The 12,379-nt window shown below is 72.1% G+C and carries 10 protein-coding genes and 2 pseudogenes; all 12 read right to left on the bottom strand.

Annotated elements, in window-relative coordinates; translation table 11 throughout:
• Positions 1-20: 20 nt before the first annotated feature.
• Complete coding sequence (locus DRB89_RS41355) at positions 21-1,298, bottom strand: hypothetical protein (RefSeq protein WP_112453055.1); 1,278 nt, start codon at positions 1,296-1,298, stop codon at positions 21-23.
• Entirely contained in the window at positions 1,288-1,866 is a 579-nt protein-coding gene (locus DRB89_RS41350; RefSeq protein ID WP_112463762.1) for a DnaB-like helicase N-terminal domain-containing protein, read from the bottom strand. The genes DRB89_RS41355 and DRB89_RS41350 overlap by 11 nt, the downstream gene beginning before the upstream one ends.
• Positions 1,866-3,101, bottom strand: coding sequence for a DNA cytosine methyltransferase (locus DRB89_RS41345; RefSeq protein WP_112452974.1), 1,236 nt, complete (start codon positions 3,099-3,101; stop codon positions 1,866-1,868). The genes DRB89_RS41350 and DRB89_RS41345 overlap by 1 nt, the downstream gene beginning before the upstream one ends.
• Positions 3,101-3,946: a hypothetical protein gene (locus tag DRB89_RS41340; RefSeq protein ID WP_112454447.1), complete on the bottom strand. Its 846-nt coding sequence runs from the start codon at positions 3,944-3,946 to the stop codon at positions 3,101-3,103. Before DRB89_RS41340 ends, DRB89_RS41345 begins: the two co-directional genes overlap by 1 nt.
• Before the next feature lie 151 nt (positions 3,947-4,097).
• Positions 4,098-4,979: a LacI family DNA-binding transcriptional regulator gene (locus DRB89_RS41335; RefSeq protein ID WP_112463761.1), complete on the bottom strand. Its 882-nt coding sequence runs from the start codon at positions 4,977-4,979 to the stop codon at positions 4,098-4,100.
• A 23-nt stretch (positions 4,980-5,002) separates the two neighbouring features.
• Positions 5,003-7,015 carry a glycoside hydrolase family 3 C-terminal domain-containing protein gene (locus DRB89_RS41330; RefSeq protein WP_239516659.1) on the bottom strand — a complete coding sequence of 671 codons (2,013 nt, stop codon included), beginning with the start codon at positions 7,013-7,015 and terminating at the stop codon, positions 5,003-5,005.
• Positions 6,925-7,260 (bottom strand): annotated as a pseudogene (locus tag DRB89_RS45675) (M1 family aminopeptidase); the annotation flags it as partial. The gene DRB89_RS41330 and the pseudogene DRB89_RS45675, both read right to left, overlap by 91 nt.
• A gap of 293 nt (positions 7,261-7,553) precedes the next feature.
• A pseudogene (locus tag DRB89_RS45670) lies at positions 7,554-7,703 on the bottom strand (hypothetical protein); the annotation flags it as partial.
• Between the two features lie 329 nt (positions 7,704-8,032).
• Positions 8,033-8,344 carry a chorismate mutase gene (locus tag DRB89_RS41320; RefSeq protein ID WP_112452998.1) on the bottom strand — a complete coding sequence of 104 codons (312 nt, stop codon included), beginning with the start codon at positions 8,342-8,344 and terminating at the stop codon, positions 8,033-8,035.
• 163 nt (positions 8,345-8,507) lie between these two features.
• Positions 8,508-9,647 (bottom strand): histidine kinase, encoded by a 1,140-nt coding sequence (locus DRB89_RS41315; RefSeq protein WP_112463760.1) that lies wholly within the window; start codon positions 9,645-9,647, stop codon positions 8,508-8,510.
• Positions 9,648-10,095: 448 nt separating this feature from the next.
• Entirely contained in the window at positions 10,096-10,311 is a 216-nt protein-coding gene (locus DRB89_RS41305) for a hypothetical protein (protein ID WP_162689158.1), read from the bottom strand.
• Positions 10,312-10,562: 251 nt separating this feature from the next.
• Positions 10,563-11,717: an oxygenase MpaB family protein gene (locus DRB89_RS41300; RefSeq protein WP_112452952.1), complete on the bottom strand. Its 1,155-nt coding sequence runs from the start codon at positions 11,715-11,717 to the stop codon at positions 10,563-10,565.
• Positions 11,718-12,379 lie beyond the last annotated feature (662 nt).

Here is a 12,379-nt window from a genome sequence, read left to right as displayed (position 1 = left end):
GGCGGGGGGCGGGGCAGGGGCTACTGCCCGAACCCCGGCCACTTCGGGCTCGTCGCGATCTCCTGCAGCTGCTCCATCGTCAGCGCCGGCAGCTTGCGCGTCGCCGCCGCCGACTGGGTCGGGGAGTTGAACGCGGAGACGATCAGCCGGGTGCCGTTCGGCCGCAGCACCTCCACGCTCCACCAGACCACGCCGGCCCCGCCCTTCTCCCCCGGCTGCTTCCGGGTCAGGAGCTTCGATCCGTCCGGCAGCGTATCGGCGGTCGTGAACAGGTCCGCCCACGTCCCCGGGTGGCCCGGGTTATCCGGCTGGATCTGAAGGCTGACCAGCGATTTGCCCTTGCCCTCGTCGAGCACCACGTAGCCCAGGTCGGCCCCGTCGTCGTCCTTGCCGACGACCGGGATCCCGTAGCCGGCCACCAGCTCGCCCAGGATGTCCAGCGCCTCCGTCCCCGACCGCACGGGCTCGGCCGGCGGCTCCGTGGGGGCGGACGGCAGGTCGTCCAGGGCCGGGTGCCACAGCGGGGAGGTCACGAGCGCCCGCAGCTGGTCGAGCGTCAGCGGCGGCGTGGGCCGGGTGGTGGCCGAGCCCTTCTCGGTCGGCGCGTTGTGCTCCTGGGCGTCGAGGAGGAACCCCTGCGGGGTCACCACCGTGGCCCGCCAGCGCTTCGTGTCCACCCTGCGGTCGGAGTACTCGTAGCCCTGGAAGAGCATGAGGCGCGAACCGTCCGCGAGCGTCTCGGAGACGCAGTTCTCGTAGTTCACCGTCGTCTTGGAGGGGCAGGTCACCATGCCGTCGGCCCCCCGGCCCTTCGGGTCCGTCCGGTTGAGGCTGAGGCCGATGGCGCCCTTGCCCTTGCCGTCGTCGAAGACCCCGCTCACCATCGGGCCGAGCTCGTCGTCGGTGCCCCGCGCCGTGGCGAGGGTGAGCTTGCCCTGCGGCAGCAACTCCTTGAACACCTCGATGAGCTGCTCCGCGGAGACGGCCCCGGAGCCGACGCGCGGGCCTCCCCGCCCTTCGCCGTCCGTCGACGGCGCCGGTGTCGGAACCGGCGGCTCCGGGGCGGCCGCCACGACCGCGGGGCCGCCGCCGCCCGGGCCGAACAGCCCGCCCGTGTAGACGCCGACCGTGCCGATCACCGCGAGGGCGAGCGCCGATCCGCCGGCCACGGCGGCCCGCCGCCGGACCACCATCCGCCGCCCGCGCCGCTCGCCGGCGGCGACGAGGTCGAGGCCGTCGGCGCTGAAGCCGTCTCCCGCGTGCCTGAGGGCTTCGCCGAGCTCATCTTCAAAGGGCATGCGGAATCAAACCTTCCGTCCAAGGGGTGTCGTGGAGTGAGGGGTCGGGGTGGGAGGGGAAGGAGCTGGCCAGCTGATCGAGCAGCGTGGCGAGAGCATCTGCCCGGCTCAGTGTCACGGTGGCCGGGTCCGGCAGGCCCCTGTCGGTGGCTGCCTGGACGAGGAGGCCGGCGTGCATGAGGACGGTCCGCCGGGCATGGTCGGAGCGGACCATCCGCGCGTACGCGGGGGCGTGAGCCGGGTCGGGGCAGGCCCCGGCGAGGGCGTGGAGGTAGCTGGGGGTCAGCCCGCGGGCGTGAGGGCGGGCGTGGGTGAGGACTGCTGTGATCCACACCGGTTCCTTGGCGTGGAGGTCCGGAGAGGGTGCGGGGAGTGCGGCCATCGCTGCGAAGATCGCCCGGTGGATGGCGGAGGCGAAGTGGTCCGGGCCGAGCGGGCCGAGCGCCTTGATCCGGTGCGGGTCGAGGAGGAGGCCGCCGAGAAGGGCCTGCTCGGCAAAGTAGACAGGTGGGTTCGGTGGGATGTCCGCCAGGCTGAAGTCCGGCTCAGTTCCTGCAGAGTTGGGCATCAGGCGGCCAGGATGAAGTCGGAGCGGGACAGGGTCTTGCCGAGGTGCGGTGCAAGGAGATGGCCGGCAAGCAGGGGCGGGACGGCGTTCCCGATCTGGCTGAACTGTGCACCCTTCGTGCCTGCCCACGGATAGTCCGCGGGGAAGGTCTGCAGTGTTCCTGCCTCGGCGGCGGTGATCCGGATGGGTTCGGGTGCAGCGGCCTCGGCTTCGGGAGCGGTTCCTGCGGGTTCGGCGACCCATACGCACTCGTTCGCCCGGTGCCCGAAGAACAGGGTTCCGGCCGGCTCGTTGATGCCGCGGATGGTGGCGTTGGCCTGGTTGCTGCTTCGCAGTGACCAGGCCCAGGGGTGGCGCCCGCAGGTGCAGGCTGGTGCGTCGGGGCGGGATGGACGCGTTCGTGTCCGCTTGGTTTCGGGGGGCGTGTTGGGGGGCTTCCAGGTGCCGCGGTCGCGGGCGTCGGTCAGGGTTTTGCGGGCTCCGGACGGGAAAGGCTCTGGGCCTCCGCCTGGCCCGCCGCCTGCGCAGACTGTCGGGACGGGGCGGTCGGTGGCGCCCCAGCCGAGCGCCTCGGCCATGGACACCCATTTCTCGCGGCCCGGGCCGAAGAGCGACTCGGGCTCGGCGCTCTGGGCGTGCGTCGGTGCTGGCGGTTCGGCTACGCGGGTCCGGGAGGCGATCAGGATCGCGCGCCGTCGGGTCTGCGGTACCCCGTAGTCGGCGGCGTTGAGGATTCCGGTCCAGACGGAGAAGCCCCAGGTCCGGAGAATGGAGGCGTACTGCCGCCAGAGCGGCAGGACGTCCGGGACCTCCTCCATGGCGATCCACTCCGGCTGGCCGGCCGAGTGCAGGGCGTGGAGGTAGCGCATCGGCTCTGCGGCCAGCAGGCTCCGGGGGTCTTTGCAGGCGGTCAGGAGCTGCGCCCGGGTGTCCCGTCCGGCGGCGAGGTCGGCGACGGCCTGGTGGACGAGCGGCTGGTCGACCAGGCCGAGGCGCTTGCCGGCCATTGACCAGGCCTGGCAGGGCGGGCTCGCTATGAACCCGTGGGTGCGGCCGACCAGCGGCCACACCGGGTACATCGCCACATCGGTACGGATGGTCAACTGGCCTGCGCGGACGCGGGTCTTGCACGCCCACTCGTCCCATTCGAGACCGACGTCGCGCACCCCGAGGATGTGCAGGGCGTGGCTCCAGCCCCCGGGGCCGGCGAAGAGGTCCACCACGAGCCTGTCCATCACGAGGCAAGCCCGAAGTCGCCCTGGTCCGGCTCGTCGCCCCGGCAGGCCCAGGGCGAGCACCCGTTGACCACACCGATTTCCAGCTCGTCGAGTTCGGCGGCGTCGCGTTCCGAGCGGGTGACGTGGTCGATGGGAGCCACACCAAGCGGGACGCGGGAGCGGTGCAGAAAGGCCTCGCCCAACAGCGGATTACCCGACGCGTTGGCCCTCGCGTTTCCCTTCCGGATGGCTGCGTCGAAGGCGACAACGTCATCCCATTCCGTCGGGGAAGCGTCCCTCAGGCTTCGCCACTGCGCGTTGCCGTGGAACGGGCACCCAAGGCAGCTCGACTTGGGCGTATCTGCCAGGCCGATGCTGGAGAGGTAGCGTATGCAGTCGGCGAGCGACCAGTCGAGATCATTGATCAGCGGATGCCGGTTGCGCATGTACTTCACGTCGGAATCCTTGGCGCGATGGAACTCGTCCGTGGATATCCCGACCCACTGCTCGACGTAAAGCCCCTTGGGTACCCGCTGAGGATAGGGAAATCCCAGAAGTTCGCGGACCTGTCGTTTAATCGGCTTAATTTTGTATTCGCCCGTGCATTGGCGCCTGGTCATTCCCGGACGGCCGTCTCGGTTGAGAATGTAGAGCGGCATGGAGGCGAATCTGTGTTCCGGATCTAGGGCGTCGTCCCTAATGTTCCCGGAAGAAACTCGAAGCACGGGTATACCGGCCGGGTTGGCTACCTCGCGTTCCAGTCGGTCGAGGTGGTCATAAACGGTCTGGGGTTCCCAGCCTGTGTCGGCGAAGACCGCGAAGTCGATGCGCGGGAGTATTCCTTCGGCGGAAAGTGCGAGCAGGCAAGACGACTGCACTCCGGCGCCCAAAGAAAGGATGCGGTAGCGGGGGTTTTCCAAGAGGGGGGTTCCAAGAGCGGTCTCTTCTACACATCTGCTGCTGCCGCTGATCTACATACTGTAGCACTTGGCTCCGCAAGCTCACCCCAACAAACTAACCCGCCGCGCCGGAGTCGTCGAAGCCGACCACCGCGACGTCCTGCGGCACGCGCCGGCCGTGTTCGCGCAGCACCAGGCAGGCTCCCTGCGCCATCAGGTCGTTCGCCGCGAACACCCCGTCCAGGTCCGGTTGTTCCGCCAGCAGCGCACGCATCGCCTGTTCACCGCCGTCCAGCGTGAAGTCCGCCTCGGCCACCCGCACCGGGCCGCCGGCCAGCGCCTCCCGGAAGCCCGCCACCCGCTCCCGGCTCGCCGGCACGTCCGCCGGTCCGCCGATCACCGCGAGGCGCCCGCAGCCGCGGGCCAGCAGGTGCCGCGCCGCCAGCGCCCCGCCCTCGCGGTGGCGCAGGTCGACCCAGTCCAGCCCCACCGGTGGCGCCGGCCGCGCGAAGAGCACCGCGGGCAGCCCGGCGGCCGCGAGCAGCCCCGGCAGCGGGTCGCGGCCGTCCGTGGTGACGAGCAGCGCACCGTCCGCGCCGCCCTGGGTGAGGTACGCCAGCACCTGTGCGCGGTCCTCCTGCCCGTCGGCGAACATCAGCACCGGGTGCACGCCGCGCGGGCGCAGCGCCCGTACGACCCCGCTCACCACCCGCCCGAAGAAGGGGTCCTGGAACACCCGGTCGGCGTCGGCGCCCGCGCCCGAGACCACCAGCGCCACGGCCCCCGACCGGCGGGTCACCAGGGAGCGGGCGGCCCGGTTCGGCACGTACCCGGTCTCGGCGACGGCCCGCTGGACCGCCTGCTGGATGCCCGGGTCCACGTTGCGCACACCGTTGACCACGCGCGACACCGTGGCCCGTGACACCCCGGCGGCACGCGCCACGTCTTCCAGGGTCGGGGCCGTCCCCGTGCCGGTGCCCGTGCTCGATCCGTCCATGGCGGCACTGTAGCCGCCCCCGCTCAGACCTCGATCGCCGCCCGGAGCGGCAGGTCACCCGCGCTGCGCCCGGCCAGCACCTCGAACCGGCCCGGCTCCGTGGTCCAGCCCCTTCCCCCCGGTGACCAGTGCTGCAGGGCTCGCGCGGGGATGCGTACGTACGCCGTCGCCCGCTCCCCCGGCTCCGCCTCCGCCGCCGCCCAGCCCGCGAGCCAGCACACCGGCCGCTCGACGGCCGAGTCCGGCCGGGACAGGTGGAGTTGGACGATCTCGCGGCCGCTCCGGGCACCGGTGTTGCGCAGGGTGACCGGGATCTCGAAGTCCCCGCCGGGGGCCGGCTCCGGCATGCCGATCCGCTCGAACTCCCAGGTGGTGTAGCCGAGTCCGTGGCCGAACCAGTACGCGGGCCGCGCGGCGCCCGGGCGCAGCCAGGCGCGGTGGCCGATGTGCAGGCCCTCCTCGTACGCGAGCCGGCCGTTCGTGGGGTGCGTGGTGCGCACGGGGGCATCGGTGAGGGTGGCGGGCCAGGTGGTGGGGAGCCGCCCGCCGGGCTCTGCGCGGCCGAGGAGGACGTCGGCGAGGGCGTGCCCGGCCTCTTGGCCGGGGAACCAGGTGAGGAGGACGGCACCGACGGCCGCGCGCCAGGGCAGCTCGACGGGGCCGCCGGAGTTGACGACGACGATGGTACGGGGGTTGGCGCTGGCGATCTCCGCCACCAACTGGTCCTGGGGCGCGGGCAGTCGGAGCGTCTCACGGTCGAAGCCCTCGGACTCCGCGCCCTCCGTGGTGCCGACGACCACGACGGCGGCGTCGGCCGCCCGGGCCGCGGCCACGGCGGCGGCGAGCGCCTCGGCGGGCCCGGCCGCGGGCGCGGCGGCCGTGAGGACGGTGGCCCGGCCGGTGCCGGGCGCGAGTTCGCGCCGTGCGACCACGCGCACGGGCCGGCCGGCCGTGAGCGGGATCCGGGCCGTGTGCTGCGGCGGGCGGACGTGGACGACCGCCGGATCGTCGGTCTCGGGCGGGAACTCGCCCTCGACCAGGGCCGTTCCGTCGACGGTGAGGCGCAGGGCTCCGAAGCCGCCGAGACCGAGGGTCCAGGGGCCGGTCGTGTCGGGGTGGAGCACGGCGGAGAGTTCGACGGTGTGGGCACCGGGCGGAAGTTCGGGCTCCAGCACGCGCCCGGAGGGCTGGTGCAGGGAGCGCAGCACCGCGCCGGCGGCGTCGAGCACGCGCAGCCGCACGCCCGGGGCCCCGCCCTCCGGGTCGCGGGCGTGCCGCGCGCCGAGCGGCTCCGGGCCCCCGGCGCCCTCGGGCGCGGGACCGGGCTCGTACCCGATCCGGACGTGGGGCGGCAGCGCCTGCCGGAGCCCGTCGAGCGGGCTGACCACGCGGTGCGGGAACACCTCGGAGCTCCCGCCGCCCTGGACGCGGGGGGCGTCGGCGTGCACCCCGATCACGGCGAGGCGGTTCAGCGCGCCGGGCTCCAGGGGCAGCGCGCCACGGTTCTCCAGCAGCACGAAGCTCGCGGCGGCCGCCGCGCGCAGCTCCCGGCGGAGGGCGGTGCCGGCCTCCGGGCCGGCGGCGGTGCGGGCTTCGGTGCGGGCGGCGGTGCCGGCCTCGGCGCGGGCGGCGGTGCCGGCTTCCGGGCCAACGGCGGTGTCGGCGGCGGTGCCGGCTTCCGGGCAGACGGCGGTGCCGGCTTCGGCGCCGGCACCGCCGTCGGCCTCGGTGCCGGCTTCGGTGCCGGTTTCGGGATCGCCCTGCCGTGCGGACGGACCGAGCGACGAGCCCGCGTCGCGGACCTGGGCCAGGGCCGGGGCCGGGGCCAGAGCCGGGGCATCGGCCGGGACCGCGGCTGGGGCCAGGGCATCGGCCAGGGCCAGGGGTGGGTGGAGGGGCGCTGGTCGGCGTCGTAGCCCCAGGGTTTGCGTTCCATGCCGAAGCCGGTCCAGGCCGCGGTGAAGCGGGTGGCTTCGATGAGGGTCTGGTAGCCCATGAACTCGGCGAAGGACTCGTTGAGCCAGATGTCGTCCCACCAGCTGAGGGTGACGAGGTCGCCGAACCACATGTGGGCCATCTCGTGCGCGATGGTCAGGGCGCGCCGCTGGCGTTCGGCGTCGGTGACGGCGGAGCGGAAGACGTATTCCTCGCGGAAGGTGACCAGGCCGGGGTTCTCCATGGCGCCCGCGTTGAACTCGGGGACGAAGGCCTGGTCGTAGGAGTCGAAGGGGTAGGGCTCGGTGAACTTCTCGTGGAAGCGGTCGTAGCAGGCGGTGGTGATGTCGAGGATCTCGTCGGCGTCGGCGTCGAGGTGCGGGGCGAGGGAGCGGCGGCAGTGGAGGGCGAAGGGGAGCCCGGCGTGCTCGGTGCGGACGCTGTGCCAGGGGCCCGCGGCGACGGCGGCGAGGTAGGTGGAGATGACGGGGGTGGGGGCGGTCTTCCAGATGCCGGCCTCGGAGGCGGATCCGTCGCCCGAGCTGTCGCCCGAGGCGTCGCCGCTGTCGCCGTACCGCTCGCCGATGCGGTGGTGATGCCGTTGGCGAGGACGGTCCAGTGGGTGGGGGCGGTGACGGTGAACTCGAAGACGGCCTTGAGGTCGGGCTGGTCGAAGGCCGGGAAGACCCGCTGGACGTCGTCCAGGAACATCTGGGTGTAGACGTACGTCTCCCCGTCCGCGGGGTCGGTGAAGCGGTGCAGGCCTTCGCCGGTGCGGGAGTAGCGCATGCGGGCGTCGACGCGCAGCTCGTGGGGGCCTTCGGTGAGGCCGGTGAGCGGGAGGCGGCCGTCGGTGAGGCCGGCCGGGTCGAGGGGGTGTCCGTCGAGTTCGGCGGAGCGCAGTTCGTCCGGTTTCAGCTCGAGGAAGGTGTCTCCGGCGGTGCGGGCGGCGAACCGGATGACGGTGCTGGATTCGAACGTCTCGTCGCCGGTGGTGAGGTCGAGGGCGACCTCGTAGTGCCGGATGTCGAGGATCTGGGCTCGGAGCTGCGCTTCGTTGCGCGTCAATGCGGACATGGGGCCCATGCTGCCGGATTGCGGCGCCGGGCCCCAGGGGCTTATTCCTCGCCGGCCGCGATGGTCTCGTGGTGGCGGATGACCTCGGCGATGATGAAGTTGAGGAGCTTCTCCGCGAAGGCGGGGTCGAGTTTGGCGTTCTCGGCGAGTTCGCGGAGCCGGGCGATCTGGCTGGCCTCGCGGCCCGCGTCGGCCGGGGGAAGCTGGTGGCGGGCCTTGAGGTGGCCGACCTGCTGGGTGCACTTGAAGCGCTCGGCGAGCATGTGCACGACGGCCGCGTCGATGTTGTCGATGCTGTCCCTCAGACGGGCCAGTTCGGCGGTGACGTTCTCGTCGATGTCGCTGGTGTTCATGGTTCCCGAGAATACGTGGCGTACGGGCGTTGGTCCTCGGCCAGTCGGCCAGTGAGACGGCGGGTGCCGCGCGGTGTCCCGGTCCGGGGCGGTCTGGATGGATCTGGGATCGGGCGCACGTCCGGGCAGCGGCGGGACGGCCCGAGCCGTCCGGCGGGACGGCCTAGTGCAGCGGCAGGAGCGCCGTGACGAGCCAGCCGCCTTCGGGGGCGGGGCCGGCGGTGAGGGAGCCGCCGAGGGCTGCGGCGCGCTCGGCCATGCCGACGAGGCCGTAGCCGCCGCCGCGGGCGTTCTCGGAGAGTCTGGCGGGGCGGCCGCCGTCGTCGGCGATGCGGACTTCCAGGCCGGCCGGGACGGTGCGCAGGCCGATGCGGACGGCGGTGGCGGTGGCGGCGTGTTTGCCGATGTTGGTGAGGGCTTCGAGGACGATGCGGTGGGCGGTGGCGGCGACGTCGGCGGGGAGCCTGGCGTCGAGGCCCGTCTCGATGTAGAGGGCGACGGGCGGGCCGGTGGCGGCGAAGCGTTCCACCAGTCCGCGGATCTCGCGGAGGCCGGCGACGGGGGCGGTGCCGGGGCCGTTGCCGGGGCCGGGGGCTTGGCCCGTGGTGCCGTCTTCGGCGCCTTCGCGGAGGATTTTGACGAGGCGGCGCATGGAGCCGAGGGCCTCGTCCCCGGCCGCCTCGATGCGGCCGAAGATCTCGCCGGCGCGTTCGGCGGAGACCTTGGTGTACCGGGCGGCCCGTGCCTCGACGACGATCCCGGTCACGTGGTGGGCGACGAGGTCGTGGAGCTCGCGGGCGAGCTCCAGGCGTTCGGCGCTGCGTACGGCGCGCAGTTCCCGGACGCGCTGGACGGACTGCAGGCGCAGCAGCAGGGAGTACGCGGCGACGACGACGGTGAGGACGGAGAAGAGCAGGGTGAAGCGGCCGGGGTCGGTGTCCCGGACGGGGACCGCCATGCAGCCGAGGCCGAGCAGGGGGCCGAGGACGGCGGCGGTGCGGGCGGGGGCGCGGAGCAGGACCTGGCTGAGGAAGACGAGGAGGGCGATGGCTTCGCCGCCGCCCCAGACGACGATCGGGTGGTTGCCGAAGATCAGCAGGAGGGTGACGGTCCAGGTGACGGCGGCGGCGAACCAGGCGCGGACGAGGAGGGGGATGCCGGGCCAGGGGGCCGCGCTGAGGCAGACGAGGATGCCGGAGACCCAGACGGCGGCGTGCGGGGCGCTGGGCTGGCGGGCGAGGACGACGCCTTCGAAGCTGACGAGGGCGAGGAGGGTGAGGGAGCCCCTTTCCCACCCCCACACAAACGGACCCTCCGCCCTGACGGGCGAAGAGGCGCGCCGTCCCTGGCCGATGGCATACACGGCTGCCCGCAGTGCCGTCCTCACGTCGCCCTCGGAGTGCTGGAGTGAGTGGGTACCGGCAGGGTGGAGGAAATGAGCCCAGGCCTGTGCGTGATCGTCTACCCCCCGCACGCCGAGGGCGGGTGCCGCGTCCGCGGCGACGGTGAGATCCTCGGCCGCGCCCTGAGCCCCCGCGACCTCCTGGAGTTCCTGCGGCGGACCGCGGCCTGCACCCCGACGCCGTCCCCCTGGACGACCCGCTGCTCATCGAGTGGCGCGGCGCCGGGCTGGCCGTCTGGAGCCCCGATCCCGGCGAGGAGTGGGCGCAGCAGTGCGGGCCGCACTGCTGCGCCGCTCCGAGGGCCACGCCGCACTCGCGGAAACGGGCGAGGCCAACGCGGCTTGCCCGCTAGCTTTCGACGTTGCTGAGCAGCTCCCGTGTCTGCTTGTTGAAGACGTTGATAAAGCCGTCGGCGAGAGCGTCGATGCTGTCATCGTTCACGGACGGAGCCGCGGTAGATGAGGACGGGGCCGGCTCGCTCTCCTGGGCATGTGCGATGCCGGAGAAGGACAAGGCGGCACCGGTGAGGGCCACGGCAGCCAGTACACGCTTCGTGTGGGTCATGGCCTGCCAACGATCACAGTCATAACGGGTCACGGAGCGCGTACCCCCGCCCCGTGGCCCTCCAGGCGGGCGACCACGTCATCGCCCCGCAGGCCCTTGCCGCAGACGGACGAGCCGATCTTGCCGTCCTTGGCTTCTGCCTCGCGCGTCCGTACTGCGGCGCGCTTATGGGGCGTCCTACCTCACGGCAGGGGCGGAGCAGCGGCGTCCTCATCGTGCCCGAACCGGCTGTGCGGGAGGGTAGGGGGCGGTCAGCGGTTGTCGTGGAGTTCCTGGTGCATCTGTGGCTGGTTGTCCTGGTCGTGAGTGAGGGCGAACTTCTGGACCTCGTTGAAGCTCTTGGAAGCGATACCGACGATCTCCTTGTACGGGTTGACGCCGGTGGCCTTCTTGATGCCGCCGCCGAGGAGGCCGCTGCCGATGCCGCTGACCAGGTCGTGGCCTGCCGCGAGCGGTTTGGCTGCTGCGTCCAGGATGCTCTTGGGCAGGCCGGCCATGTCCGCGTACTTGTCGGTGAGCGCGTGGCGGACCATGGCGGTGAACGCGTCGTGGACGCCCGGCGGGTAGAACTTCTTGTAGAAGTCGACGGCCTGCTTGGTCATGAAGACCCCGTCGTCGGTCTTCTTCCACTCCTCGTCACGTACGTGGTTCCACATACCCTCGACCAGGTCGGGGTCCTTGGGCAGGAGCCACTTCTCGGGTGTGCCCAGGTAGTGGTTGACGTAGTGCCAGGCGCACATGAAGCCCTTGGCATCGTCTTTGGCCACGTCGATGCCCAGACGGTCCATGGCCTGGATGATCTGGGTGGAGAAGACGCAGGTGGCGCCAGTGGTGTACTTCTGCGAGACCGGCTCGCCCCACTTGGCGTAGTCCCACTCGCCGCTCTTCTGGTGGAGCTGGCGAACCGATGCGTGGACCAGGCGGACCTTGGTGACGTTCGCCGCGAGGGTGCCGTCGCGCAGGGCGTTCTCATTGCCCATGTCGAGGAAGAGGCGGGAAGACTGCGACAGGCGCCGGCCCGGCCCCTGGACGCCGCCGAGGCGGCCGGTTGAGCGCAGGGTGAACGCGCCGGTCGGGGAGAGGTAGGTGCCGATGAGGCCGACCGTGCCCTGGAGCATGCTGACTTCGCCGTGGTGGTGGGCGAAGAAGCTCTCCGCGGCCTTGACGTCAGCCTCGGACCAGTCCGGCGGGCCGGCCGCGGCCTCCTTGAGGAACTCCGCCAGGCGCGGCGGAAGTTCGGAGAGATCCTGTCCGGGCTTGAGGGTGCCGATGGTACGGAACAGGGCGTTGACCCCGTCGATCTCCTTGTTGTCGATCAGGTCGGACACCATCTGGTCGGCCTTCGGGTCACCTACCTTGTTCGCCGCTTCCAGCTCGGAGACGATCGTGGCTGTCGTCAGTCCCATGCCGGGACTCCATTCTTGAGGTAGGGCAACAGTTCGCAGCCACGGCACACCGCGTGGGCCAGCGCGCGGTCGGCGGCCCCGCGGTTAGCCGGACAGTCAGGATCGTTTCGCTCATCGCCGCAGTGGCGTAACCCGCCCGGCCCGCGGGATCGTTTTCCCCTCACCCGAACGGACCAGACCCGTGAACACGCGTGAACCATCGACGCCCGCACCAACGGCTCGGTATCCGGCACCCTCGCCATCACGTCGTGACCGGGGCTGAGGTATGGCGCTCCGCGAGACCCGAGTCCCGAAAACCCGGGACCTGCCGGACGACTCTCGTCCGGCGGACCCCAGGGCACCGAGCCGAGCCGCTCAAACAGGGCCCGCACCCGGCCACTCGGAGAGCCGGGCACGGAGTGCATCCCCACACGGTCAACGAACAGGCCCCGGGCCGGTTGCTGTGCCGTGCCCCCGCACGTGCGTGCAGAACCGTTTCCGTCCCACCTCGTTGAGAACGACGAGTGCCCAGACCGCACCGGAGCGTCCCCTGGCACCCGGCGGTCTCCAACGGCACCTCGTGGCACCCGGGTCCCGGTGACAGGACCGGCCCCGCGCCACGCTCCGGCAGGCCCACCCCTCCCCGGGCCTGCCGGAGCGCTGCCCCTTATACACATCTGACC

The organism is Streptomyces sp. ICC4 (assembly GCF_003287915.1).
Taxonomy (GTDB): Bacteria; Actinomycetota; Actinomycetes; order Streptomycetales; family Streptomycetaceae; genus Streptomyces; species Streptomyces tritrimontium.
The sequence above is the reverse complement of the archived record's forward strand: the minus strand, read 5'-3'. Positions and strand labels throughout refer to the sequence as shown.